The following is a 26,679-nucleotide window of genomic DNA, read 5'->3' as shown; positions in this document are numbered from 1 at the left end:
AGAAAGGGAAGTAGGGCAGCGCTCGAACACATCTATAGTGGTTCATAGTTGCCACTATAGATTGTAGGGCCAAAAAATGGGCAGTGTCAGAGCATGGTTGTCTTTGTACTGAGATGTTGAGGCCGTGCACTGAATGCGGCGATGACTTGCCGTAGCCGCTAACTTTCGATCTTGGTGTAAACCTCTTTGATACTGACCTCGTTATTTAAGTTTTCTTAGACTTGTCGAAAAGAGTCCAGTTGTTCCGGCCTACTTCAGTTTCGTGACACCGTACCACGACACAGGTCTTTGAATTAGTAACGTTTTTCTTGTGTCTTAGACGGCATCCGCCATCCGGCGCAAAATTAGCAATCAGTCACATCTGTGCGAATACGTCATTCGATCATGATGCTTGACCTTAGGAAGTGCAGCCGGTCTCTTGCTTCGAGATGGCATTTATATGCTGAGACATCAGCATGCTTTGCCCAAGAGCATAACAAACAAGGTATCCAATAAGAATGGTAAGGCGTGTCACTGAACGAAGTGCTGTAGAAGCGGCGATGGATGAGTTTGACCAAATTGGCCGAGATGCCTTTTTGGCGAAACACGGTTTCGGTCAAGCCCTCCGATACTATATAATGAGGGACGGCCGCCAATACGATTCCAAGGCAATCTATGGAGCGGCCCATCGCATACAGTTTCCGGAAGATGAAGCGTTTACCAGCGATGATTTCTCTGGTGGTGAAAATGCGGTCAAACAACCCCTTGAGGCACTCGGCTTTAAGTTTGCCGCGACGGGCCCCGTAATCAGTACGGAATTTGAACGACTGCTTTCCCATTTCCTAAAGATCTATGGCGAGAAGCGCACTGGCTCATTTGGGGTTGATGATGAACTTGGCCCAGCAATGCGAAACCTTCAAGCTTGGCTGGAGCAGGTGCCTGCGGTCTTGGCCATGCCAACAATCAAAGTCAAACTAAGTGTTGGGATGGGGAATTGGACCAAAACGCCCTGGATCGCCCTATTGGACAGTCGTGAGACTACGTCGACCCAAGGAGGAACCTATATTGTATTCCTAATTGCTGAGGACCTCTCGGTCACATATTTAACACTCAATCAAGGCATGACCGAACTGCGTAAGCTCCACGGGGGTAAGGGCGCAGAAGAAGAAATGGTTCGTGTGTTGGAAAAGGCCCGCACGCTCATCGGGGATCTCGCGGACGCCGGGTTCCAACTCGACAACAACATCGATCTTCGGTCTGACACAAGTGCTGCGAAGAGTTATGAAGTTGGCACAATCGCCAATGTCGCGTTCCTAAGCTCAGCACTGCCTGACGATGAGACTGTGCACAAATACCTTGAGAATCTGCTCACAGGATATGAACGACTGATACAAGGTAAACTTGTGGAAGGGACGGAGCCAGAGGATGAAATGCCGGTGGATTTGCCCGAGTTGCCTCCGTTTGGGGTGGATAACGCTCTCAAAGACCTATTTCTCGAACGTACTGACATCGAGCGCTATCTCAATATCTGGCGGTCAAAGAAAAACCTGATTCTGCAAGGTGCTCCAGGGGTTGGGAAGTCTTTCTTAGCCCGACGTTTGGCTTACGCATTGATTGGCGCAAAGGATGAGCGAAAGGTCCAAGCGGTTCAGTTTCACCAATCCTACAGTTATGAAGATTTCGTACAGGGGTACGTGACGTCGGACTCGATGACAGCCCGGACCTACCAAACCTCCTTGGAAAGGTCCTGAACGACGGGACACACCGTCTTCTGCGACGAGGTCTAGACCGCGGCTATCTCGAAGTGACCGAAGAAACCCGCTCTCCGTGCGGAAAGCTGCGTCTGGATGTGATGACAAAGCAGCAATCCATGCTGCGAGGATTTGCAGTCTGCGATGTCGATGAATTGACGCCAGACGTTTTGCACAATCAGATCCTGCGGGCGAGCCTTTTAGGCCTGGCGAATTGCTCAGATGTGGACCGTAAGCTAAGACACGAGCTTCAGACCACTGTGCGCCGAATTTCTGGGGTTTCGCCCATTAGGTTGACGGCAAGCGTTTTCCAACGTGTTCAACTGTCTCGCAACACGTCGCAATATGGGTTGTTGATGCGAGTGTGCGAATTGGTGTTCCACGCTTTGCTCCCGGATGAGCAGGGCGCAGGATCCAGGATCCAGGTTCCAGAGCATTCTTGAAGACGAAACACGCATGCCTGCTCTTTTTGAGGAGTTTTTACGGAACTTCTACCGATCCGAACTCCCGGCGTTCAAAGTTGGCTCGGAGAGAATGAAATGGGCGGCGGCCGCGGCCAACGAAGAAGACCTGATGTATTTGCCAATCATGCAAACTGACATAACGCTGCGCTCATCGACCCAAACGATTATTGCTGATGCCAAGTATTACAAGGACGCGCTTTCCGGTGGGCGATATCAGCAACGTGTTCGGTCGGATCATCTCTACCAGCTTTCGACGTATCTTGCGCACGTCCGCAGGCGAGAGCCAGCAAAGGTGCTTTCGGGAATGTTGATTTATCCAGTTGTTGGTGAACGGGTCCGCCTCGACTACGAACTTTTAGGAGTGCCGGTGCAAATCGCTACTGTGGATTTGGGTGCCGAGTGGCAGGATATCGATCGGGAACTCAAGAGTCTGTTCAATTCTACAAAGGATATTGACGTTTCCATTGGTCTATCTGGGAGCTGAGATGCAGGCCCGTGGTGAGCTGAGCTACAATTTCCCTCCAGCTTGGGCGAAGTCAGGCACCTTTCGGAGCCGGGAGCCTCTCATATCGATTTGAAGGATCCATCTGCCCCGGCTCCATAACACACTGTGGCCTGAGCTTTCTCAACCCAGGCCACAGGATCCGTTTAACCTGCTGGGTGAAGCAGCCGGTACATCCCATTACTGACCGATGCTGAGGTATGCACATTTCGACAATAAGGGCGGAAACCGGACTTTCGCTGCAAGTGCGAGAAAATTGTACCCGGACGCTAAAACTGGACCTTCACCAGAAGCTATGTTGCTTCTTCCTGATTGCCGGATTGCTGACATTTGCGCGCTGGGTAGCATACTCGTAGCCAACAAATCAGCGCTGTTGACCGATTGGCCAGTACGCACAAAACACAGTCCTAAAGCCACAAGATTACAGCGGCCATACCCCCTAAATCTTGGTGCATGAGGCGGCCACAACGGAAGCCCACGTCAGAAACGGATAGAACCATGACACACACACGCTCAACAAATTGCCTTTCCATCATCGCGGCTTCAATAATCGTCGCATTGCCAATAAGCGCAAGCGCCGGAATCGTTGGCGAACAAGCTCTAAAAGGCGCTGTCGCGGGTGCCGCTATCGCGGGAGTAACTGGTGGGGACGCCGCTCAAGGGGCTGCAGTTGGGGCAGCTATCGGTGCCATAGATGGCACGATCAAAAAGGATGATTTCGAAGATCGTCACGATGGTCATAAGAGCTACAGTAAGGACAAGAACGAAGACCACCACGGTAAGAAGCACTAACTCTTCAACAGCCTAAACCCACTCACGAAAGCGCCTCGAAGCGTTTACGCGACGCCCAGGGCTGGAACGGTAAACACGTTCCAACACATGCCAAAGTAATCTGGCTAAGGCCTCAGCCTCATTCTCAATGAGCATGTGCTGGATGGGGAGCGCGCTTCAAATACTTCGCGAGGAGGTCGGTTTGAGCCTCCTCAACTGAATGGTACGCGCTTTACGAGTGCTAGGGGGTGGCCCGTCAAATAGGGAGGCATCAGGCTCCAACCCAGCTGTCATCATTTGCCGGGCCACAATCTAAACCGTCTTACTTTTTCGCGCGCCGGTAGCGTGCCGGCGTTTCACCCGTCCAGCGTTTGAACGCGACGGAGAATGCTGCCTGGTCGGAAAAGTCGAGCATGAAGGCTATCTGGGCTATGCTCTCGCCGTCTCGCAGAAAGCGCTTGGAAAGATCACATAGAACACCTTCAAGAAGTGCTTTGAAGCTTGTGCCCTCTGCCGCCAATCGCCGGGTCATGGTGCGACGCGTCATTCCGAGCTCGTCAGTGACCGCGTCTCCGGTTGGCACCCGTCCCGGAAGTCGTTCTTCCAGCATGTGCGTGATACGTTCCGACAAACTCATTGCTGCCACCGGGCGTGCCCGCAATTGTTCTTCCCCGTGCATACGAAGATGTTCGAGCAGCGCTGGATCTGCCGTTGGGATGACGAACCGCATTCCGCCGGATGGTAGTCCTATGGCATAGCCGGTACAGTTTCCCCGCACCTCGCACTCCGAGAGTTCCGACAATCGCCGACAATGCTCGAGATCGTCAGTCTCCATTTCGAGCACCAATGGGTTCAACCCGCCCGAGGTGATCTGTTGCGCTCGGCGGTACAGCCCGCAAAGCAGCATTTCACGATGGCGCGGATACTGGTGGGCCGGGATTACACCGCTGGTCAATGTGATCTTAGGTCCATTAACCGTCTCTAACAGGCCAAGCCTCAAATCTGGATCCTGCATTGCGTAGAAGCGTTGCGATAACTTGAGGGCCTCCTCCAACGTATCACTTGCGCGCACCAGGTAGGCGACAAGCGTGCCGGGCACTCCGGCAGCCAGGCCGGCCCGGCCCGCGAAGCTTTTATCTCCTAGTTCTCGGCACGCGGTTTCGACCGCGCCGGCTTCGTGCAGGATTTCCACCGAAGCGTCTGGGTCGTCGAGCGCGTCTGGATGCGCCCCGGCCATTTCCAGGATTTCCTTGAATGGAACGCGCGCAGCAGGCTCAGCGGCGTAAACGCGCGCGATATGCTTGAGCCTATAGGCGCTTACGCGTGTCATCGCCTGTCGTCCTCCCGTAGAATTGCTAGCCAGTTCGCTAAAATAAACCTGCCAGCCAGCCAATTGTCCAGAACCCACAAACAACTGTCCAGAACCCAAACGAATGCTCTGGCGTCCGGCGTTAGATCTATCTCATCCAAATAGGGAAACACAGATGATCTACTACGCACGATACTACCGCCTTTGGGCCGCAATCCAATCGCCTGAAACCAGATACTGCGCCGCCCTTCGCCGCGATGGAGGACGGAAGTGATGGGAGATGCGCCTGTTCTGTCAATCCACATCAACCTCCGCCCCTCAGTGAGTGTGAAAATCTCGCGAGATCTCGAGGAACCCCTGAAAAAAGAACACCCCAGCAAAGAGAACGCCCTACAACATCGCCGCTGGGACCCACCCTACGCTGCGGCTCGTTAAACCATTCCCGCAGACGGGCGATTTGCCCGAACACCCGAACCGATCCACACACCACAAGATGCCGCCCGCATCAAAATTCCAAGGACGCGATACGTGAAACAGCCCGTTAAACTGGTGACTTCGATGCTCAGCATCTTGGCCACGCCTGCCGCCGCTGGGGGTAACCCTCGCTGGTGGGTCTCCCCCGATCAGACCGACACCTATGCTTGGGTCGGTCTCGTTATCTTCTTCCTGGTGCTCCTTTTGGTGGCACATCTTTACGCCCGCTTCGACCGGCACGTAGAACATCGCAATTCCGGATCCCCATTGCGCACCACAATTCCCATGATGCTGACCGTCGCGCTCGCATATGAACTGATGCCAGCGCTTAGCCATTTCAGCATGCTTCTTCCTGCCGCATTGATTCTGACAGCCGTCGCCCGCGACTTCATGCTGTGGTGGCACCCTGAGAACGGGGAGTTCCAGAAATGATCGAGATTGTTGTTACATCCTTCCCCTTCGTCCTGCGCGTCATCTACCTGCGCTGGCGTGGGATGCCGGTCACACTCTACAATGTGCACCGCGCGCTGGTTCTCTGGTTCACGTTAGCCCTGGTCGTATTTTTTGCCGTTTTCTACTATTACCCCAAATCCTACACCGGCTTAGTTCCCTTCCGGACGGTTCCAGTGGTCGCCGAGAATGGCGGCACAGTGACCGACATCTTCGTTCGCGGTGGCGACAAGGTTTCCGTCGGTGATCCGCTTTTCGCCGTGGAAAATGCCGTCGAACGCGCAGCGGTCGAGATCAGCGAACGCAAGGTCGCAGAAGTCGAAAGCGCGGCTTTGATGGCTGTGCTTGAGATAGAGGGTGCGCGCGCGGCTTTGGATGCGGCGAGGGCTGCCAAGGGGCAGGCTGAATTGTCACTCGCCGATCACAAAGAGCTGCAGGCGCGCGGGTCTGTTGCCTTCCACACAAATCAACTGGAGCGGGCAATGTCGACCCTTGAGACCCGGTCCGCAGAAGTCCGCGGGGCTGAAGCACAGCTTGCAGCGGCCCAAGTTCAAGCGACGTCTGTCATGCCAGCGCAGCTTGCGAGTGCGCAATCCTCGTTGGACAAGGCCAAGGTCGACCTCGCGAAAACGATCACCCGCAGCTATGTCGATGGAACAGTTGAGCAACTGACGCTGAATGTCGGTTCTCGGGCAGCGCAAGCCGCCATGAGCCCCGCCATGCTCATCATCCCAGATCGGAAGGAGGCCGAACGCGGCCGGATTGTCGCCGGGTTCTCGCAGGTCTCGCACACAGAACTCTACGAAGGCATGGCGGCCGAAGTTGCGTGCGAAAGCAACTTCAACATCGGAATGCGCAACACGGTCCTTCCGGCCCGGATTACCCGCATCCAAGGCCCTATCTCCGCGGGCCAGATGTCGCCAAGCGGCCGATTGATGGAGCCGGCTGAGCGGGCAAAGCGCGGCCAGGTCGTGGTCCACCTCGATCTCGTTCACCCGGAACATCGCGACCAGCTCGTTCCCGGCAGCGCGTGTATTGTCCAGTCCTACACCACCGACCTTAAGGGCCCAATGGAAGGCACGGCTGTTGCCCATGCGGTCGAAGCTATGGGCATCATCAAAGCGGTGGGGATCCGCATCAAGTCGTGGCTTGGCTTGGCGTCCGGCATAGGTCTGGCCGGCTCGGGACACTAAGATCTCGCATTGCAACGCCCGAGCTTTGGCACGGGCGTTGGCGCAATCGGCCTGCGCGTTTGCCAGCACCCTCCGCAAGTTCATCGTGTGGATGCGAGAACCTCATAGTAAACTGACCTTTGATTGTGTCATGCCTCTAATTGTATTTTGAACAGATCGTTCACCGGTTGAATTCCATGTCGCCAACAACTTGAGGCTGACGCCTCTGGCTAATTGGACGGGTTCTTGTCGAAAAGAAATTTAGCCATGAGTGAATGTGCGGAAAGCAGAATTTCACCACAAGATATTGGATGAAACGGTCAAGTTTTGCCCTGATCCGTCGGTAAATTTAATGCATGATGCTAATGCTAAAAAGACGATCGTGTCGCGTCCTAAATGGGCCGTTCACGACCATGAACGAAGAGGGAGGCGGCCCGATTGCTGCGCCATGCACATCTCGACACTAAGGGCGGAAACCGGACCTTCGCTGCGCCCGCAAACTAAATTGGGAAATTGAAGAAAGCGGACGCTCGGGACTCCGTTCCAGTTTTTCCGATGTTCTGTCGCAGCTAGCAGTGACAGTGAGCCCAAGCGGTAGCCGCTTTGCAGGAGTTGGTGCACGATAGCAGACTCAATCGAATGACGCGGGGGCTCTCGTGCACTTCGGGGCCCATATTGCACTTAAAGCTTATCGTTTGGACAACATATGGCAACACAAACAACAGCGGGCGGCCCAAACAGCCAAACCCGCGCTTTTGTTCAGAGCGCCTGTTCGTCTGCTCCGAAGAAATGCAGATTGTCAGACTCGAATTTGAGACCAACTGTCTGCCCTTCGATGTCAGGGAATGCACCGGACGTCCGGACGGTCAAAAGGCCAAGTGGGCCGCAATCAATATAATGAAAGTAATCTGCGCCGAGGTATTCGCTGACTTGAACCACGCCATCACAATTCCCTGCGCCTTTATCGACAACACCGATATGTTCAGGTCGGATTCCAAGCTGCACTGCGCCTGATTTTAGGTCAGGCTGTGCTGTGAAACCGTTTTCCGTCTCACACCCTATCAGGTTCATTTTCGGGCTACCGATGAACTGCGCCACAAAGACGTTGTCTGGTTTTTCGTACAACTCGCGCGGGCTGCCGACCTGCATGATCAACCCGTCCTTCAAGACAACAATCCGGTCTGCCAGCGTCATTGCCTCAACCTGATCGTGGGTCACATAGACCATCGTGGTCTCTAACGCCTTGTGCAGGCGCGCAATTTCAAACCGCATGTCGACGCGCAAAGAGGCATCAAGGTTTGAAAGCGGTTCGTCAAACAAGAAGCCCTTCGGTTTGCGCACAATCGCGCGGCCGATGGCGACACGCTGGCGCTGACCACCGGACAAGTCTTTTGGACGGCGATCCATATAGGCGTCAAGTTTGAGAATTTCGGCGGCATGGCCGACTTTCTCGTCGATCTCGGTCTTTGGGGCACCTGCGGTTTTAAGGGCAAAGCCCACGTTTTCCTCAACGCTCATGTGCGGATAAAGGGCGTAGGACTGGAACACCATCGACAGTTCCCGCTCGGACGGGACCTTGTGGGTCATGTCATTGTCATCCAGCATGATTTGCCCGCGACTGGTTTCTTCAAGTCCCGCGATCATGCGCAGCAGTGTTGATTTACCGCACCCAGACGGGCCCACGAAGATGATCAACTCACCGTCGAGAATATCAAGGTCGATCCCCTTGATGACCTGCACATTGCCGAACCATTTTTCGACGGATTTGAGGCTTATAGAACCCATAACGTATTATCCTTTGTTTGGCTTAAGCCACGCCTTCAAGCGTTGATTCATGTTCCCAAGACAACCAGAGCGCGGCTGTCCACGAAAAGTTCGGACCCACACAGCCGTCGCCGGTCAGGGGGTTAAAGCATTCCCAAAAGCCTGATTTTTCAATCGCGCGGCACAGGTCATTGCGGACTTTCTGGCCCAGTTCGACTTCGCCTTGTTCTGTCAGGCCGTTGGCTGTCATGTAATTCATTTGCGGCCAGAGGGGACCACACCAATAACGCTGAGCTTCAAAGTCGGGGGAATCCGGATCCCAGCTTGGCAGCATGTAATCGACCTTTTTGGCGATCCGTTTCAGGTTTTCGATTGTGCGTGCCCGTTGGTCGGGCGTGCCTGTGTCCGCATAAAAACACAGCGCGCTGCAATTGCTAAAGCCCGTTGAAAATGCGCCAGTGCGGATATCGCGGGCCGTGAAGGCACCAAGCTCTTCGCTCCACAGATAATCTGTTGCGGCTTCGCCTTTGGCGATCCATGCGCCAATCTGGTCGCAGATTTCGGCGGATTTGCCCATCTCAACGGCCATCGCAAGCAGGTCTTTGTCTGCGCGCAGCAAAACGAAATGAGTGTTCGGATCAGCCATCAGGAACGGGCCCTCGTCGGTCAGGCGGCGTTGGTCCCAGCCAACGCTATCACCGAAATGCACGATGGTCAGGAACTTGTCATATTGTTCCTGCGTCGGGCGGAACGCAGGATTAACGTGCTTGTTGTCCATGCGCGTGTAGGGCGGCAGATCGGGCGCGACATCCATCAGATCAAGGCCGATGTTCCATTCAGGGCAATTGTCGCGACCTGTTTCCCACGGGTGGACGGTGGCGACAATACCGTTGGCTGTGCGGTTGTCATGAAACCATTTGTGCCATGCGAAAATCGCATCAAACACCTCTGCGCGGCGAGCGGCCCCGGTTGGGCCTTGGGTGATCTGACGCACGACCGTCGCCAGAACAGGCGGCTGTGACACGCCTGTTGACGGGATTGTGCCGTGCGTCTTACCCCATCGGGAGGGTCCGGGGAAATAGTCGGGATCGTCACTGCGAAAGATGATGCTGGGGATCATACCGTCAGGCCATTGGCCTTCGATCAGCGATGTGATCTCGGTCCAAGCGCGGTCCATGTCGTAGGTCGCGATGCCAAGGGCAACAAAGGCAGAATCCCAGTTCCACTGGTAAGGATAAAGCCCCGCCGTCGGGATCGTGAAGCCGCCGCGGTCATTATTGGCCAGTGTGTCGATTGCGAGTTGTTTTAGTGACATCATTATCCTTTCACACTACCGGCCGTCAGACCTGCTACAAGGTAGCGTTCAAACCATAAGAACAGCGCAAGCACAGGAACGGTCGCGATGACTGCGCCAGCCATAAGATGTTGGCGTGGAACCTCGGACGAGTTCAGCTCTGCGATCCCGCGCGACAGGGTGTAAAGGTCGACATTGTCGAGAAACATGAATGCAAATAGGAATTCGTTCCACGCGATCATGAAGACATAGAGCGCAACCGATGCCATGGCGGGTAAAGCGAGTGGCAGCGTGATTTTGCGGATCACGTTCAAGCGGCTGAGCCCGTCCATCAGTCCGGCTTCTTCAAGCTCGGCGGGGATGCCACGAAAGTAACCTTGGAGCATATACAGCGCGACGGGGATGGTTGTCGCCGGATAGACCAGCATCAAACCCCAAAGCGTGTTGCGCATCCCAAGTTGGCTGAAAATCGCATAAAGCGGGATCACCAGTACAATCATCGGCACCATGTAAATCAGCAAGATCGAACGGCTGAGAAAGTTCTGCCCCGGAAATTTCAACCGCGCCACCGCGTAGGCACCAGGGACCGCAAAGAACAGCGTGATCAGCACGGTCACAACGGACACCAGCGCCGAGTTCATCAGGTAACTGCCAAAGTGATACTGGGTGAACAGCTCGATGTAGCTGCGGAAAAGCGCGGTGAAGCCCTGTTCGAAATTGATCGAAAAATCCAAAGGATTTGACAACAACATCTGCTGGTTCTTCAGGCTCATCATCACCATGACAAAGAATGGCAGTGCGACGGCAATGGTGAAGGCGACAAGGCCAAAACCCTTGATAAAGCGCAGGCAAATGACCTCGATATTGTAGCGGCGCTCGCGGCCAGGGCCAAAGCCTTTGGCATTTGTGTGGAGGGCGCCTGCAACCAAGCAGGCTATCACGACAACAGCGATCAATTGACCCAACGAGTAGGTCGACATCGGCAGACCGAGAGGCTGTGCGCCCGAGGCAACTGTAAGGACCAGCACAAAGGCAAACGCGCTGAGTGCCCGCATCCCGAACGTGCGCTTTTCAGGGGTCATGCAGGTTAGAACACCAGCGGTTACCAGCCCTGCAAAGGCCCCCGCCGTAACCTGCGGCTGAAACAATTCGCCAGAGATGAACAACGCCAGAAGGGTAATCAAAGTCGTGGCAATCGCCCCCCACAGCGCACCAAACAGCAGGCAAAGATAAAAGATGTTCCCGAAACGGCTCATGCGTCGTCCTCCGTTGAGAATTTGAAGAAGATCACTGAGAAACAAAGCAAGATCAGGAATACGACAACAGCCACTGCTGCACCCGCGCCAAGATTGGACACCGCGAAGGCTTGTTCATAGACGTTCACTGTCAAGGTGCGTGTGCCCGCGGCCCCGCCTGTCAGCAGGAAGATGTCGTCGAATTTGTTGAACGTCCAGATGAAGCGCAGCAAGAACAGCACCGCCATGATGCCGGCTAGTTGCGGCAGCGAAATGAACCGGAATTGCTGGAGCGGCGTCGCTCCGTCGATTTCTGCGGCCTCGTAGATGTCGGTGGACACTGATTGCATCCGCGCGAGGATGAACAGCATCGCCAGCGGAAAATAGCGCCAGATTTCAAAGATGATCACGACTGTGAGGGCGACGGGGAAGTCAAACGACAGGCCTAAAAAGCTGATTTCAGCGACACGTTGGCCTAAGAAGTTGATCGGCCCGTCGATCACGCCAAGCTGGATCAACAGCGCGTTCAGCGTCCCTCCCGGACCCGGATCAAGAAGCAGCACCCACGCAAGGGCAACCGCAATCACTGGGGCAACATAAGGGGAGAGATACAGACCGCGTAAAAAACTGCGTCCGCGGAACGTGATGTTCATCAACTGGGCTGCGAACAATCCCATGACCAACGCCCCAACAGTGCCCGCGATCGTATAATAGAGGGAAGCCCACAGAACGGGCCAAAAGTCCGATGCGTTGAAAACTTTGCGAAAGTTATCCAGCGTGAAATCGCCATTCGTCAGCACGTTTTCGGGGTCAAACGTAAAGACAGCCTTGGTGTCTTTGACGTTGATCGGCGCATCCAGAAAAGCCTGTGTCGCGGCGACGCGCACGTTGACGTCTTCGCGTTTGCCCGCCTCGTAATCGCCAAGATCACAGGCGAGTGCGGTCCCGTCCAACGTGCAGCGGTCGTCGACACCCAGAATGTCGAGCGTGGCGGGCAACGTGTCGGTCATAAAGACGTCTGCGATGTCGCCCTGACGGGACGAGTTCCGAATGCGGTAGCGGATGTCAGCTTCATCACCAGCGGCTTCGATATCTCCCATGAGGCGCTCGTTCACGAGGATCGAAGGCGCGCGCAGATCACCCAGGGTAACAGGTTTAAAGCTGATCCAGACGTTGGCAAAAAGCGGAAATAGGACAACGGACAATACAATTGCAAACGTCGGTAACAGCATCATATAGGCCAACCGCATTTCGCGTTTGGCGAGTGGTCCCAATCCCTTGGGCGGCTGTGGTGCGTTGTCGTCTGGCATCATCTTATCCATGCAAATGGTGAGGTAAGTGGGCGGCGCGAGAAAATTCGCGCCGCCTGATTTTAGTGGTTACAGATCAAGTGCCATATGCTCGGCGACGATCTTGTCTGCGGCTTCCTGAACCGTCAGATCACCGTCTGTCATCTCGCGGATCACGCGCGACATGACTTGGGAGTTGACGATGTTGGACGCTGTGGCGAGTTGGCCATCAGCAACGCCCCAACGGTCACCCACCGAGAGACCTGCAACGATGTCGTCAATCACAGACTGCGGGTAGATGTCGCCCAGCGGTGCTTTGCGGTCTACACCAACATCCAAGCCAGCCCATGTCATCTCAAAGGATGTGTCGCCGGCTTGGGTGCCGCGACGAACTGGGAACTTGCCCTCGGGTGCTTGTGACAACCACTGGCCGTAGCCTTCGGACATCACGTACTCGACGAATTCCTGCGCGACAGACGTGTTGGCATCTGCTGAAATGCCCAAGTAACGCACGTCAGCATAGGCAGCGCCTTCCGCATTGCCAGGGCCAGCAACGACAGTCGAGAAACCAGTCATTTCGGCCAACGCAGTTGTCATCGGATTATCATCAATGGTCACGGGTGCACTGTCACGCAACCCGCCAAGCTCGTCCAAAATGGACGGTGACCAGATCACCATCGCGGCTTTACCGTCGAGGTACAATTCACGCGACTGCGACCAGTAAAGATCACCCTCAGGCGAATTCGCAACGAGGTTCTTGTAAAGCTCAAGCAGCTCGACAAGGTGGGTGGTGTCCTCGTTGATGGACCCGTCGGCGTTAACAGGCGAATAACCAGTGGCGAGCGATAGATGCTCGATCAGCTGCATCATGTAGCCTTCGTCGATCTTTGTCGCAGCCACAAAACCGTACATTTCCGGTGGGTTGTGCAGGGCTGTCATTGCAGCATTGATCGCATCAAACGTGCTTGGCGTTTCGAGACCGGCGGCCTCAAATAGATCAGCACGGTAGACCACAAGCTGTGTCCAGCCGTCTGTTGGGACAGCAACGATTTCACCATCGGACATAGCCATGGCAACGGGACCTTCGGCGAATGTATCAACCCCAAGGTTATCCATCACTTCGCTTGCCGCTGCTGCATCCAGAAGACCAGCTTCGGAGTATGGCAGGATATGGCTGACAGTCAGGTTGATGACGTCAGGCAAATCGCCAGCCGCAAACGCGGCCGTTGCGCGCGTCTGAATGTCGGATTCTTCCACTGGAATAATTTCAACCGTGTGGCCAGATGCGGCTTCAAAGCCGGCGATCATTTCTTCCTGAACGGCGATTCGTTCTGGCTGGACTTCCATTGTCCAGAACCGGATCGTGTCCGCGTTAGCGGCACCTGCCAGAAATGTAGTGGCAAGTAGACCTGCCATGATGTGTGTCGTGCGTTTCATTGAATTTTCTCCCTGTTAGAAACGTTTTTTGGAACCGCTGCTTTGTGCAGTGGTCCGTCGGTCTCGCGGCGCAATAGTTGTGCGCGCTGCAATTCTTGGTGTTTGGTTGGGTCGTCACCGTCGATGATCGCCAGTAACATATCGCCCAATCTGCGCCCGGCATGTGCCAGCGGTTGAGCCATGGTCGTCAGCGGTGGATTGGTGTGAACGCCAAACTTAAGGCCGTCATACCCGATCACCGAGATATCTTTGCCGGGTCGCATCCCGCGCGCCCGAATGGCCGCCAAAGCGCCGATGGCCATAGAGTCCGTGACGCAGACGATTGCCGTCGGCGGTTCCGGCAGATCAAGAAGCATCGCCGTGGCAATTTCACCGCCGTCATCGCTGAGGTCCGCGATCTGAATCAGCTCGGGATCAACGGGCAAGCCGTTCGATTCGACCGCCTTGCTGTAGCCGTTCAACCGGTCTTGTGTGAATTGGTATTGCAACGGCGCGCCGACAAATGCGACGCGGCTGTGACCCAGCCCGACGAGATGGTCCACGGCCGTGATAAAGGCGTCTTCGCCGTCCACATCGAACCACGCGTAGTCGTCGCATTTTCCGGTACGTCCGTGCACCACGAAAGGACATTTCAATCCCTGCAACAGCCGGATGCGCGGGTCGTTCTTGAGCGGGCGCGACATCACGAGACCGCCGACACGACCGGACCGCACCAAACGGTCAATCTGCGCCAGCTCATCTTTAGGCGAGTCCGCATGGACCACCAGCATGTCCCAATTTCGCTTGCTCATTGCCTCACCCAATCCTTGCAGGAGCTCGGCGACAAAAGTCTGCGCGATCGAATTACTGTAGCGCGGCAAAACATAGCCGATCGTCTCAGGTGTGCCGATGGACAGGCTGCGGGCTGTCTGGTTGGCCCGGTAACCCAATTCGTCCGCCGCGCGCTTAACGCGTTCACGGGTAACAGGACTGATATCGGCATAGCCGTTTAATGCACGGCTCACCGTCCCGACCGTAAGGCCGAGTTGTGCCGCAAGTACTTTTAAGCTGACCGGCTTCTCAGACATCGATTCCCTCCCAGGTTAAGTCAAGAATTACCGAAACCGGTTTCGTGAATCAAGCGAAACCGGTTTCGGTGGGCGAATTTTGATTGCATAATGTTTATAGGGAATCAAAAACCTGCACGTATCGCCTTAAGAACCACACGCAAAGACACAGGATCAAGACACATGAAACGCTCACGCATCAACGAAATTATTGCACAATCAGACGACATGATGCGTAAGCACGGCTTCGTTTTGCCACCCTTCGCCTACTGGACGCCGGAAAACTTCAAATCCTACAAAGACGCCGCGAAAAATGTCATCGACGCACGCTGCGGCTGGGACATTACAGATTACGGCGATGGAAATTTTGACAAAATGGGGCTGTTTCTGTTCACCCTGCGCAACGGCCGTTTGGCCGATCTCCAACGTGGCGGCGGGATGTGCTATGCGGAAAAACTGCTGATCTCAAAGCAGGATCAACTCAGCCCGATGCACACCCATGTCATTAAGGCTGAGGACATCATCAACCGTGGCGGCGCGACGCTTGTGGTGGAACTTTACGGCTCCGACAGGGATGGCAACTTCGACGAGACCGCAGGCGGCACGGTGTTTTGTGATGGCCTCGAGCACCCCTTTGCGGCCGGTGAAAAACTGCGCCTCGCCCCCGGTGAAAGCGTCACCCTGATGCCCGGTGATTGGCATGCCTTTTGGGGCGACGGTGGTGACGTGCTGATTGGCGAAGTCTCAACTGTGAATGACGATGAAACCGACAACATCTTTCGCGAACCCATTGGACGTTTCGCCAATATCAACGAAGACGTAGCACCCAAGCACTTGCTGGTAAGTGATTATCGGACATGGCTGGCCTGAGAGATGATTGCTGATGCTTCAAACAACGCCGCGTTCTGCGCCAAACTGGAAGAGGCGCTACTGGATGATTTAAGGACCACATCGATCCAAGGGGTCAACAGCCGCATCAGCCTCGCGTTGCAGGATGCTGACGGGTCACTACGCGCAGGGCTGTCCGGGACCACGTCGTACGGTTGGTTGCGTGTGACTATGCTGTGGGTTTCGGCGGATCATCGGCGCTCGGGGGTGGGGTCGCAATTGATGCATGACGCGATAGAGCTGAGCCTCGAACGGGGTTGCCACGCGGCATGGTTGGAAACGTCCAACCCGCAGGCGCGCGCCTTTTATGAGGATCTTGGATTTGAAGCTTTTGCCGAACTGGCAAATGACGCGGGTGCTATGCCGGAAAGCCACACGCGTTGGTTCTTACGCCGCAATCTTATGTCCTCGCAACTCGGAGAGAGCCCATGACGAGATTCACTGTCTGTCCCCGGAGTTTTCTTGAGAGCTTATTTGACGAGGCTGTCACCGTTGCCGACCCAATGCGCATTGTCGCGGCCCATTTACCTTCGTAACTAGCAGGACGATTGGTGATCATTGGCACGGGTAAGGCGAGCGCGCGAATGGCCGAAGCGGTTGAGGCCCATTATGGCCCGTGCGACGGGCTAGTGATTACGCGAAACGGCTACGCGCGCCCCACCCAAGGTATCGAAATCGTCCAAGCGCCCCATCCGGTTCCCGATGCGGCAGGTGTTGCCGCGACAAGTCGGTTGATCGACCTTGTAACAGGGGTCTCGCCAGATGATTTGGTCGTCGCGCTTATCTCGGGCGGCGGGTCTGCCCTGCTGTGTGCCCCGAGCGAGGGTCTGACACTCGACGACAAAATGGCCGTGAACCGTGCGCTGCTGGCCTCTGATGCGCCGATCGATGAAATGAACGTCGTGCGCAAACACCTCAGTCGGGTGAAGGGTGGGCAATTGGCAGCTGCCTGTCATCCGGCCCAGTTGCTGACACTGTTGATATCGGATGTGCCCGGAGACGACCCCTGTCATATCGCGTCCGGCCCCATGGTCGGCGAGGACAGCACCGCGCAGGCTGCACTCAACATTATTGGGACGCGGGGCATTGCCTTGCCGTCCCATATCCGTCGCGCAATCGCCGAAGGATCATCCGTTGTGTCGCCAGATGATCCGCGTCTGAAAAATGCCGAAACACGCATTATCGCCGCCCCTTCCCATTCCATCGCCGCCGCCGCAAAGCTGGCAGAGGTCGCGGGGTTAGACGTTCGAAATCTCGGCGATGCACTTGAGGGCGAGGCTCGCCATCTTGGCGAGCAGCAGGCACAATTGGCACTTTCGCTTCAATCCGAACTTGGACCCAACGACAGGCCGATCCTGCTATTGTCTGGTGGCGAATGCACCGTGACGTGGCGAGGCTGCGGCATCGGTGGCCCAAATGCAGAGTACGCATTATCTGCCACCATCACCCTGAACGGCCAGCAAGGCATTCACGTTCTTGCCTGCGACACCGATGGGGTCGACGGGGCCGCCGAAGTTGCCGGTGCCTATGCGGGGCCAGATACGTTGTTGGTCGCTCACGAAGCTGGACACGACCCCGCAACTTCGCTGGCCCAAAACGACGCCCATAGCTTCTTTGCATCTGTCGATGGGCAGATTGTGACAGGGCCTACGTTGACGAATGTCAACGATTTCAGGGCGATCCTGATCTCACCAATTACTTAAGGGGTTGTTGCAATCTGGCCGATACGGGTCGTTTGAAGAACTGCCTAAATCGCTCCATGAAAGCTGCGCTGTAAATACCAAACCAGCACCGCTTAGTTCTGGAGGGTGAACTGGTTGCTCCTTTCATTAAGCAACTCGCGATTGACGTACCGGCAAACGAGACATTCGAAGCATTGGTTCGCTGACCGACGTTTTTGTTGACAAAATGCTGCGCTCTGCATGAATGGCCAGTTTGGTGAAGCTGCACCACAGCATTGGCGCGCCCAGCAAAGGTCGGCTACGGGCCGTTCGCGACATCTATGCGAGAGCTAGGCTCGAGACCTTTATGATACCGCAGCATTAGTCGAGTTATTGTCAAATCTGGTGTTTAAGGGTTTCTGGTCATGCGGCGATCTGGCTGTTTTCAGTGGCTTCAATTCCGTCTTTGAATGCGACGCCGGTGATGACTTTGGCGAGGTAGTCAAAGCCGCGTAGTTTCCTCCAGTTTTGCTCGGCGCATTGCCCCAGCTTGAACATCATGTGCAGCATGCCGTCGCGTGAGAGGCAGCCCTTTGATCGTTTGGTGCGATGACGGATCGTGGCAAAGGCGGATTCAATTGGATTACTGGTGCGGATGCTTTGCCAGTGTTGTGCTGGAAAGTCGAAGAATGCCATGAGTTCCTCGCGGTCCTTTTGCAGGCACAGCGTCGCCTTGGGGTATTTGGGTTCGTAGGTTTTGATGAACAAATCTAAGGCCTTGCCCGCATCATCTTTGGTCTCAGCCTGCCAGATGTTGTGGATCGCAGCTTTGGCCTTTGGCTGAGACAGCTTGGGCAAACAGTTGAGCACATTCATAGTTTTGTGTTGCCAACAGCGTTGATGACGGGTCTCAGGATAGACTTCATCTATGGCGGCCCAGAACCCCATGGCACCATCTCCAATAGCAAGTTTCGGGGCGTTCATTCCCCGGCTTTTGAGGCTGAGGAGAGCCTCGCGCCAGCTCTGCGTGGACTCGCGCACCCCGTCCTCAATAGCCAAGAACCGCTTCTTGCCACGGGCTGTTACCCCCACAATCACAAGGGCGCAGAGCTTGTCATCCTCGCCCCGAAGGCCGCTGTGGACACCGTCAGCCCAGATGTAGACCAAGGGCTCATCGTCCAACGCTGCCTTTCTCCACTCGCCGTATTCGTTGGCCCAATCGCGCTTGAGCCGTGAGACCGTATTTGCCGACAATCCCGCCGCATCAGGGCCCAGAAGAACCTTGAGAGCCGAGCCCATTTCACCGCTGGAGATGCCCTTCAGATACAGCCATGGCAAGGCCGCTTCCAACGTTTTGGTTCTGCGCACGTACGGTGGCACCAGGGCCGAATGGAATGTCACGGGCTGGCCGTTTTTTGAGCGAACCTTGGGAATGCGCACGTTCACGGGGCCGATGCCCGTTTGGAACGGGCGCTCGGGATGATGCCCATTGCGCACAACAGTCGCATGACCGGCCTCAGTGCGCGCGGTGGTAAACTGAGACAGATAGCTTTCAAGCTCAGCTTCAACGGCTGTTGCGATCAATTGCTGCGCTCCTGTTCTCAATAAATCCGTCAGCGCGTCCGTGATCCCGTCTCGACGCGAAAAATCAACAATGTTAGTCGTTTCCATGGTGGTGTATCTCCTTCGGTTGGGCTGCTGTCTCGCAACAACAAATCAACCAGATACGCCGCCAACCTTCAAATCCCCCAAACACCAGATTCAGTCATAGCTCGCATTAGTCACTAAGGGCGGGAAGCGGACGTTCGCTGCATGGCGAACCAAGGTCGGCTGTGCTGGACGATGCGGTCTCTTAGGTTCCGACGAGGCAGGCGACCCGAGCATCGCAGCCATTTGGCCAGTATCGAACAATACTCACCGCTAAGCTTATTTAGTTCGAACTCAGGCGGGCAAACATTGGGAGCAATGCTTGAAATACAATTGCGTTGGAGCGGATCGGCTAAATCTAGAAGGTTTAGTTTGTGTTATCGAGGATGAGACTGTTTCGGCCCTGAACAAAACAGAAATCATGCATCAGCCACTCGGTTCCTGAAATCACCCGAGCCGCCGAGCCAAAGGAACTCTCATCAGTAGGCCAATAACGTGCTCGAACCTTGTAATCACAGTTTTTGCCTATTTGCTCTTTGACTGAAACGACCACGATGTCTTCGATCTTTCCGAGAACGACAATAAACATGCAAAACGTAAGCCTAGTCTTGCAGGGCCTTTATGATTGCATCTTGCCTGTGACCGTCCAGATGGACTATTGAGGTGCTCATACCTTTTCTATTCTTTCTTTACCCTGCCATCGGTTGACGCCGATCTGGCAGGGCTTTTTTTATGTCAGCCTAGCCTAGCCTAGCCTAGCCTAGCCGCGTCACGGCAGGTCTGCGGCCAAAACATAAACTAACCATCACTTTGCGGCGTTCAACCCGTTTGATCGACCAAGTTGAGCAAGCCCTTCAGCCGCGTGGACAAACCGTTTTCAGCAAAATAGTTGCCAGCAGTCGTTGAGTTATACCATTGCGATAGCCCACTTGGAGGCCTTTCGCGCTTGAGAATTCAATATGCTCTGAGCATAATCCGTGTTTACCACGAACACACTGCTGGGCTTTCCGCAGGGGAAGATGTGATGGCAGCAACAACAGTTCGACAGATAAGATTTTCTGTTTAGAGGGCCGCGACAAAATGATTCCAGCTCACGACGCCGTGCTTTGGCAATCATTTTGTGGAAACCAACTCGGAAAGCGCCCGCCATACCCAGCTTATACCCAATATTTACTTGCTTTTTCGTCGACGCATGTAGTTGATGATTCCACATGATGGCTAGCGTCAGAACTTAGCCAAGAAGGCAGCCTCGCTGCTGCAAAGGGGATAAAAATGACATCAAGATTGATAAAAGTAGCCTGCTTATCGGCTTCTGTAGCCCTAGGGGCGTTTGCCGTAAGCGCACAAGAGACCGTAATCCGAATTGGCACAGGTGGGAAAACAGGTGTCTACTACCCAACCGGCGGAGCCATCTGTCGCCTGGTCAACCGTGGCACTGCCGAACACGGAATTCAATGTACCGTGGAGTCGACGGGCGGATCAGTTTACAATTTGAAAGCCGTACGTGCAGGTACGCTTGATTTCGGAATTGCGCAATCTGACTGGCAATTCCACAGCTTCAACGGCTCTTCGAAGTTCGAAGAGGATGGTGCGGATCAGAATTTGCGAGCAGTGTTTTCGGTCCACCCTGAACCATTTACGGTGGTCGCGCGCGCTGATGCTGGCATAAAAACCTTTGATGACCTTAAGGGAAAGCGGGTCAACATTGGGAATCCCGGCTCAGGCTCTCGCGGGACGATGGACGTTCTTATGGCAGCAAAAGGCTGGACTGTGGGCGATTTCGAACTCGTTACAGAGCTAAAGTCTTCCGATCAGGCACGGGCTGTCTGTGAGGGCAAGATCGATGCTATGGTCTTTACCGTTGGTCACCCCAGCGGATCAATCAAAGAAGCAACAACTGAATGCGACACTGTACTTGTTGAAGTCGCTGGTCCAGAAGTTGAAGCGCTAATTGCAGACAACCCCTACTATCGAACTGCGACAGTTCCAGGTGGCATGTATAAGGGGAATGAAGATGATACCCAAACATTTGGAGTTGGGGCAACATTGGTAACATCCAGCAAAGTGCCTGATGAAACCGTTTACGCGCTTGTGAAATCAGTCTTCGACAACATGAGACGTTTCCGAAGGCTTCACCCAGCACTTGGCATCTTGAAAGAAGAAGAGATGGTCAAGGATGGCCTTTCAGCACCGTTGCACGATGGGGCCGCTAAGTTCTACTCGGAAATAAACACGAACTGACCATCTAGGTTTTGTGACAGAAAGGGGAGTGCATTGGCACTCCCCTTTCTGTTTGCGCCTTACAGTGTAGAACATACCGTCAAAGCGGGGCGACGATACTGATTGTGAACCAAATATAGAAACCCACCGCAAGAATGGGAATGGGGTACAAAACCGCCCCCAATTTGTTGACGCGACTTGCAGCGACACTCCTTTGGCTGGCCAGTAACCAATAACTTAATACGCTTACCAAAATTCCAAACAGCATAATGATTTGTAGTGCAAAGAATATGTAGTCGATAGCAACGAGGTAGCCGATATTTGGGAGGTCGTTGGACAAGCGCGCGCGCAGCAACGAAACGGTCACAAGCACTAGAATGCCGCCACTTAACCGAGGCGGCAGTTCCTGAATCGGAACGGCGAACAAAAGCAAACCAATCGTAAAAAGAATGGTCATTGGGAGTAGAATTGTCGAGCTATAGCTTGTTAGGTGACGGCCTATTTCCAATGAAAGAACCATTCGGGAAAAGTTAACTTCAGTTTCTCCCTGAAAGAAACGTGTTTCACCAAGCGTTGACGCAGTCTTGATCAAGTCTTGATAGATTTGTGCGTCCAGCACCCTCCAGCCCTTTGAGGTCTTAAAGGCTTGCTCTTGCTCAACCTTAGCCAAGAGGGTTGAATTTTCATCTGCAAGCAACATCCCAAGTCTGTCCGCCACAAATCGCATGCTTTCACTATTCCGATCCTGATGCCTAACGACCAGAGTTATGTGCTGTCGGTCAAACGGGTAATCAGCAAATTGGAACTCTCCGCTAAATGTTCCTCGCACTTTGAATGTGACAATATTCATGCCATTGCGTTCACGCTTCCAGATCGGATTGTCCAAATTTATCGGTGTGACCGCATTGCTAAACTCAATCTTGTTGAGATCTAGCTTGCCCCGATACCTCAGCCAGAGATAGAAATCTAAATCATAGTTACCGGTTGCTGTGTTCAGGTTACTAACCTCGTTCAGGTCAACCCCAAAGTAAACAATCTGAGTTGCGTGCATGTACCCGTCGGACTGGGGAACAATTTCACCGCTTTCGAGTTTGTCGGAAAAATTTGGGACCATTACTGGGTTTTCGACAGCTTGAAGTTGGACTGGTGCAGAAATGAACTCGCCCAACTCAAACACGCCAACGGGAACGGTCTTTTCTGCGTTGCCGATATCGTCAAAAAATATCTTCCCCGTGATACCCTCGTAAGCGTCGGCGCGGGTGTCTAAGCTCGCAAAATGGTTTCGTATACCCTCACGTTGAATTGTTAAATCAGAGATACTCGCATCTATGCTCGCAAGTGCTTTGAACGAGACTCCTGCCGCATCATAATAAAGCGCCATGCCAGAGTCGGGCGAAGTGCCAAATCTGTCGGCAAACTCATTCCTAAACTTAATGGCATCTTCATTTGCCACGTCCCATATCATTGATGTTGTTGCTAAAATTTGATCTGTGAAATCACCCGGGCGGGTCTTAAGGATCGGGTCCGGTTCAAAGTAACTCGGGAATGTTTGGTTGATCGAGTCTGCACCGAAGATTGGCAAAGCGAACCCTGAATTGCGCATTTCGCGCACAAAATGTGCAGCGTTAACTGCATTCATGGCGAGAAATACCATTCCGCTGTCTGGCATCAGGGACAATTCCGCCACAATATCTGCCATATCAAGGTCGATATCTGGGCTTTCTGGGTCCACATCATAGAGGTGTGCGATGTCCATTCGGAGGTTCTCAGACGAAGCCTTGAAAGCGTCTCGTAAAGATCGCCCGTAGGCATCGTCGGTAGCAACAAGGGTTGCAGTCCTATAACCAAGAACGCTGCTTATGTAGTTTGCGCTGAACTCGGCTTGCATCTTATTGTTATAGGTCGCTCGAAAGTACCACGGGTTGTTTACGGTCAAAGCATCTGCTGTAGCCGTGCCCGTTATCGCCGCAATACCGTGCTCCATATAGACTGGTGCGGCGGCGATTGACGCTCCGCTGGTACGATGCCCTATCACGAGAACAGCTTGACTTTGGGTAGCGATTTCTAGGGCAACCTTTGCGGCAAGCTCAGGGGAATTCTGATCGTCGTATGCAGCCACTTCGATTGATCTGCCGTTGACGCCGCCCGCCTTATTGATCTCTTCAGCTTTGAGTCTGGTTGCATCAACCATCGCTTTTCCGAGGTGCGCGCTTTCGCCAGTCATTGGACCTGCTACTGCTACAATCCAAGGTTTTGCATCCTGCGCTTGCGTCGCTCCACCAAAGAGAACCAACGCAAAAGCCAGTGCACAAAGCAGGGTAAAGCGCGCCAAAGCGCAAATTTTGGATAATTTCATGTTTTTAAGATCCATTGGAAAGTAGATTTTGCGCTACTGGGTGTCGCACCAATGTGCTGGCCATCAATTTACACCGGTAGAATAAAAGGAGGAAGCCGCATCATGAAGTGACGCGGGCATGATGTCCTTCTGCATTTCAACTGCATCTAGGTTCGTTAGAGCAGTGTGCAGTCTCTTTAGCCGGTCAAATTTTTCGAAGACGACTTCGACCAATCTGAGAACCGATTCATCCTGCTGATCAGAGGTCGTTACCATTGTGGCGCTGACACCAAAGGTACTAATATCCTCAGTTTGGCCAAAATATGTTCCTGCAGGAATAATCGAAGCGCGGTAATGATCACTTGTTTCAAGCAGTTTGTCGATCTCTGGTCCGGTAATGCTAACCAGCTTTGTATCGCACGTCCCGGTCGCCGTTTTTATCGTCCCAGAAGGATGTCCTGCCATAAACACAATGGCGTCAACTTCGTTGTCGCAAAGAGCCTGTGCCTGCAGATCAGACGCAAATTCGCGCGTAGAGGCAAAATCGAATCTGTTCCATCCGTGTTGGTCCATCAACACTTCCATGGTCGCTCGCTGACCAGAACCAGCGTTGCCAATGTTAACTCGCTTCCCAAGCAGATCTTGAAAATTGTTGATACCGGAATTTGCGCGTGCCACGACGGTGAAGGACTCGGTGTAAAGCGCAAACACTGATCTCAATTCGACATGTGCTCCAACATCGGCGAAGGTGTCTGTTCCATTCTTTGCATGTGCTTGCCAATCTGACTGGACGATCGCGAAGTCCACCTTGTCAGCGCGCAACTGCATAAGGTTGTCGATTGACCCCCCGGATAACTCGACGGTACAGCCATGGCCTAAAAACGAATATTTGACATTATACAATCTGCAAATCGCCACCGAAACGGGGTAGTAAACTCCAGTGGGGCCGCCACTCGAGATAACTATAGATTTGTTCTCCGCCACTGCAGGAAGTGGTGCCAGGCCAAACGCAAGGATAATTGCAATACTTATTGCCGCTTTCCGCAAGCAGTTGAGCACTAATTTATGCATTCAGGAAGCCACACCAGATGTTTCAAGAGGTTTTCCATCATTTTGATTCTACAAAAGTTACGATACTCTCTCAAAAGCCATCGAAACAAGCTCTTTAGTCGGGACAAAAACGCAGCACGGTAGATGTTCCCGCCATTGGCGAAAAGCAAGCGCCGCATTCGCTTTTAGAGATTGGAAAACCCCGCATTCAGACCGAGTGGGTTAGGAGTTTTATCGAGCTAAAACCTCATCTACTCCCACAGGAAAGGTCCCGATCCTTGAGCCAAGCTTCTTTAGGCTAATGGCTCATAAATTGGAAACTGCCGAACATCGCCATATCGAATCTTGGTGCATTTTTCGTTTACCTTTCTTGATACGAATAGCGGCCATTCGCGCAGCTCGCAGCATCGGTCAGTTTGGGCGGTGGCCTCAACTGGTCGACGCAACACTTTAATCTTTAGAAAGAGATGGAGTGTTTTGAATGAAGTATCGTCGCAGGATTTACTATTCAGCTGAGCAGCGTGCCGAGATCTGGGATCGATGGCAACGTGGGGAGTCGATGAGTTCGATTGGGCGGGTCTTTGATCGCCAATCGTCGTCGGTATTTTCGGTCATCTCACCTACGGGCGGGATACGGCCGCCGGATCGCAGGCGTGGCAGTTCTGCATTGAGCCTCTCTGAGCGCGAAGAGATATCCCGCGGGCTGAGTACCAAGCAATCCTTGCGTGCGATTGCACGCCAGTTGCGACGTGCGCCCTCAACGATCAGCCGGGAGGTGCGGCGCAATGGCGGATCAGTCGGCTATCGTGCGTCTAGTTCAGATCAGGCTGCTTGGAACCGGGCTCTGCGTCCAAAGATATGCAAGCTGGCTTGTCACCCGACATTGGCCCGCGCAGTATCAGCAAAGCTACGGCGCAAGTGGTCTCCCGAGCAGGTTGCGGGTTGGCTCAAACGGGCGTTCCCGGAGGAGGCGCACAAACAGGTGTCACACGAGACTATCTATCGAAGCCTTTATATACAGGCACGTGGCGTTCTCAAAAAGGAGCTGCTGGCGCACTTGCGCGCAAAACGCACAGTCAGGCGTTCCCAGCATGCCAGCCTAAAGCGCAACGGTAATGGCCAGATTAAAGATGCTGTGTCCATCAGCGAAAGGCCTGCATCCGTCGAGGATCGCGCTGTTCCGGGTCACTGGGAAGGCGACCTGATTGGCGGATCGAAGAACAGCTATATCGCGACCCTGGTCGAGCGGCATTCACGATACGTGATGTTGGTGAAAGTCGCGAACAAGGACACTGAAAGCGTCGTCACTGCGCTGATCAAGTCGGCTCAGAAGCTGCCGCGAGAACTTTACAAATCCTTGACGTGGGATCGTGGCAAAGAGCTAGCAGATCATCCGCGCTTCACACTGGCCACGGATGTCGATGTCTACTTCTGCGACCCGCAGTCACCTTGGCAACGTGGATCAAACGAGAACACCAACCGGCTTTTGAGGCAGTATTTGCCAAGAGGAACCGACTTATCCGTTCATTCTCAGGCAAAGCTCAGCGCAATTGCAAGGCAACTTAACGAACGTCCTCGCAAGACCTTGCAATATCAAACCCCAGCAGAGAAGTTCGCTGAGTGTGTTGCATCGACCGGTTGAGGTCGCCACTCAAAGCCGCCATTCGCTGCGTTCTGCACTAACGACTGCTATGCGGGACAAAGCTCCCGTTGACGGCAATCGGCGCGACTACAGCTTCCGGCCCTTAGCCGGCTTTTACGTCGTATATCGCCAAAGACTTTTCCTGAATCGAAACAACCGTTTCAAAACAATATTTTACGGTTGCTTTGTATTAAACGGCGCTTGCACCCAATGTTCGCCGAAAACACTTCGCGAGCAATTTACATTAGGTGATCAAAGCAACTTCAAACACCCGAGCAGGTGCAACAGTTGATCAAGTT

Annotated in this window: 21 protein-coding genes; 11 read left to right on the top strand and 10 right to left on the bottom strand. The window is 53.9% G+C overall.

All coding sequences use genetic code 11. The features are described 5' to 3' along the window. The first annotated feature begins 497 nt into the window (after nucleotides 1–497). The 4 genes from C1J03_RS17205 (at nucleotide 498) to C1J03_RS17190 (ending at nucleotide 3,488) form a co-directional block, all read left to right on the top strand. Nucleotides 498–1,730 carry an MrcB family domain-containing protein gene (locus C1J03_RS17205; RefSeq protein ID WP_114887705.1) on the top strand — a complete coding sequence of 411 codons (1,233 nt, stop codon included), beginning with the start codon at nucleotides 498–500 and terminating at the stop codon, nucleotides 1,728–1,730. After that, a complete protein-coding gene (locus tag C1J03_RS26110; protein WP_114887704.1) occupies nucleotides 1,727–2,173 on the top strand; it encodes a 5-methylcytosine restriction system specificity protein McrC in 447 nt (148 codons plus the stop codon). Before C1J03_RS17205 ends, C1J03_RS26110 begins: the two co-directional genes overlap by 4 nt. 13 nt (nucleotides 2,174–2,186) lie before the next feature. Then, on the top strand, nucleotides 2,187–2,678 hold the full coding sequence (locus tag C1J03_RS17195; RefSeq protein ID WP_254694080.1) for a 5-methylcytosine restriction system specificity protein McrC: 492 nt from the start codon (nucleotides 2,187–2,189) through the stop codon (nucleotides 2,676–2,678). A 516-nt stretch (nucleotides 2,679–3,194) separates the two neighbouring features. Next, a complete protein-coding gene (locus tag C1J03_RS17190) occupies nucleotides 3,195–3,488 on the top strand; it encodes a glycine zipper domain-containing protein (protein ID WP_114887702.1) in 294 nt (97 codons plus the stop codon). Between the two features lie 301 nt (nucleotides 3,489–3,789). Here C1J03_RS17190 and C1J03_RS17185 read toward each other — a convergent pair whose 3' ends face one another. Then, nucleotides 3,790–4,797: a helix-turn-helix domain-containing protein gene (locus C1J03_RS17185; protein WP_114887701.1), complete on the bottom strand. Its 1,008-nt coding sequence runs from the start codon at nucleotides 4,795–4,797 to the stop codon at nucleotides 3,790–3,792. 507 nt (nucleotides 4,798–5,304) lie between these two features. Between C1J03_RS17185 and C1J03_RS17175 the strand changes: the two genes are divergently transcribed. Continuing rightward, the gene (locus C1J03_RS17175; RefSeq protein ID WP_114887699.1) at nucleotides 5,305–5,682 is read left to right on the top strand and encodes a hypothetical protein; all 378 of its coding nucleotides are present in this window, start codon (nucleotides 5,305–5,307) and stop codon (nucleotides 5,680–5,682) included. Then, nucleotides 5,679–6,893, top strand: coding sequence for an HlyD family secretion protein (locus C1J03_RS17170; protein ID WP_114887698.1), 1,215 nt, complete (start codon nucleotides 5,679–5,681; stop codon nucleotides 6,891–6,893). The genes C1J03_RS17175 and C1J03_RS17170 overlap by 4 nt, the downstream gene beginning before the upstream one ends. Nucleotides 6,894–7,631: 738 nt before the next feature. Here the strand turns inward: C1J03_RS17170 and C1J03_RS17165 are convergent. The 6 genes from C1J03_RS17165 to C1J03_RS17140 form a co-directional block, all read right to left on the bottom strand. Next, complete coding sequence (locus C1J03_RS17165; RefSeq protein WP_114887697.1) at nucleotides 7,632–8,657, bottom strand: ABC transporter ATP-binding protein; 1,026 nt, start codon at nucleotides 8,655–8,657, stop codon at nucleotides 7,632–7,634. Between the two features lie 22 nt (nucleotides 8,658–8,679). Beyond that, on the bottom strand, nucleotides 8,680–9,954 hold the full coding sequence (locus C1J03_RS17160; protein ID WP_114887696.1) for an MGH1-like glycoside hydrolase domain-containing protein: 1,275 nt from the start codon (nucleotides 9,952–9,954) through the stop codon (nucleotides 8,680–8,682). Further along, a complete protein-coding gene (locus tag C1J03_RS17155; RefSeq protein WP_114887695.1) occupies nucleotides 9,954–11,186 on the bottom strand; it encodes a carbohydrate ABC transporter permease in 1,233 nt (410 codons plus the stop codon). Before C1J03_RS17155 ends, C1J03_RS17160 begins: the two co-directional genes overlap by 1 nt. After that, entirely contained in the window at nucleotides 11,183–12,475 is a 1,293-nt protein-coding gene (locus tag C1J03_RS17150; RefSeq protein WP_216825863.1) for a carbohydrate ABC transporter permease, read from the bottom strand. Before C1J03_RS17150 ends, C1J03_RS17155 begins: the two co-directional genes overlap by 4 nt. Before the next feature lie 69 nt (nucleotides 12,476–12,544). After that, a complete protein-coding gene (locus tag C1J03_RS17145) occupies nucleotides 12,545–13,891 on the bottom strand; it encodes an ABC transporter substrate-binding protein (protein ID WP_114887693.1) in 1,347 nt (448 codons plus the stop codon). Beyond that, nucleotides 13,888–14,958: a substrate-binding domain-containing protein gene (locus C1J03_RS17140; protein WP_114887692.1), complete on the bottom strand. Its 1,071-nt coding sequence runs from the start codon at nucleotides 14,956–14,958 to the stop codon at nucleotides 13,888–13,890. The genes C1J03_RS17145 and C1J03_RS17140 overlap by 4 nt, the downstream gene beginning before the upstream one ends. A gap of 162 nt (nucleotides 14,959–15,120) precedes the next feature. On the opposite strand from C1J03_RS17140, the gene C1J03_RS17135 reads away from it, so the two are divergent. The 3 genes from C1J03_RS17135 to C1J03_RS17125 all read left to right on the top strand — a co-directional run bounded on the left by C1J03_RS17135 (nucleotide 15,121) and on the right by C1J03_RS17125 (nucleotide 17,528). Beyond that, a complete protein-coding gene (locus C1J03_RS17135) occupies nucleotides 15,121–15,807 on the top strand; it encodes a D-lyxose/D-mannose family sugar isomerase (protein ID WP_114887691.1) in 687 nt (228 codons plus the stop codon). 3 nt (nucleotides 15,808–15,810) lie between these two features. Further along, nucleotides 15,811–16,257, top strand: coding sequence for a GNAT family N-acetyltransferase (locus C1J03_RS17130; RefSeq protein WP_114887690.1), 447 nt, complete (start codon nucleotides 15,811–15,813; stop codon nucleotides 16,255–16,257). 119 nt (nucleotides 16,258–16,376) lie between these two features. Beyond that, the gene (locus C1J03_RS17125; protein WP_441351118.1) at nucleotides 16,377–17,528 is read left to right on the top strand and encodes a glycerate kinase type-2 family protein; all 1,152 of its coding nucleotides are present in this window, start codon (nucleotides 16,377–16,379) and stop codon (nucleotides 17,526–17,528) included. A gap of 381 nt (nucleotides 17,529–17,909) precedes the next feature. Here C1J03_RS17125 and C1J03_RS17120 read toward each other — a convergent pair whose 3' ends face one another. Further along, nucleotides 17,910–19,157 carry an IS256 family transposase gene (locus C1J03_RS17120; protein ID WP_114883178.1) on the bottom strand — a complete coding sequence of 416 codons (1,248 nt, stop codon included), beginning with the start codon at nucleotides 19,155–19,157 and terminating at the stop codon, nucleotides 17,910–17,912. A 1,248-nt stretch (nucleotides 19,158–20,405) separates the two neighbouring features. Between C1J03_RS17120 and C1J03_RS17110 the strand changes: the two genes are divergently transcribed. After that, nucleotides 20,406–21,374 (top strand): TAXI family TRAP transporter solute-binding subunit, encoded by a 969-nt coding sequence (locus tag C1J03_RS17110; RefSeq protein ID WP_114887688.1) that lies wholly within the window; start codon nucleotides 20,406–20,408, stop codon nucleotides 21,372–21,374. Nucleotides 21,375–21,453: 79 nt separating this feature from the next. Here C1J03_RS17110 and C1J03_RS17105 read toward each other — a convergent pair whose 3' ends face one another. Together C1J03_RS17105 and C1J03_RS17100 are read right to left on the bottom strand one after the other, a co-directional pair. Then, a complete protein-coding gene (locus tag C1J03_RS17105) occupies nucleotides 21,454–23,709 on the bottom strand; it encodes an ABC transporter substrate-binding protein (RefSeq protein ID WP_162798575.1) in 2,256 nt (751 codons plus the stop codon). Nucleotides 23,710–23,772: 63 nt separating this feature from the next. After that, a complete protein-coding gene (locus C1J03_RS17100) occupies nucleotides 23,773–24,759 on the bottom strand; it encodes a TAXI family TRAP transporter solute-binding subunit (RefSeq protein ID WP_114887686.1) in 987 nt (328 codons plus the stop codon). A gap of 460 nt (nucleotides 24,760–25,219) precedes the next feature. On the opposite strand from C1J03_RS17100, the gene C1J03_RS17095 reads away from it, so the two are divergent. Then, entirely contained in the window at nucleotides 25,220–26,380 is a 1,161-nt protein-coding gene (locus tag C1J03_RS17095; protein ID WP_114883801.1) for an IS30 family transposase, read from the top strand. The last annotated feature ends 299 nt before the right edge of the window (nucleotides 26,381–26,679 follow it).

This window comes from Sulfitobacter sp. SK012 (assembly GCF_003352085.1).
In the GTDB taxonomy this organism is placed as follows: domain Bacteria; phylum Pseudomonadota; class Alphaproteobacteria; order Rhodobacterales; family Rhodobacteraceae; genus Sulfitobacter.
Note: the sequence above shows the minus strand (reverse complement) of the source record. Positions and strands in the feature narration are given on the sequence as shown.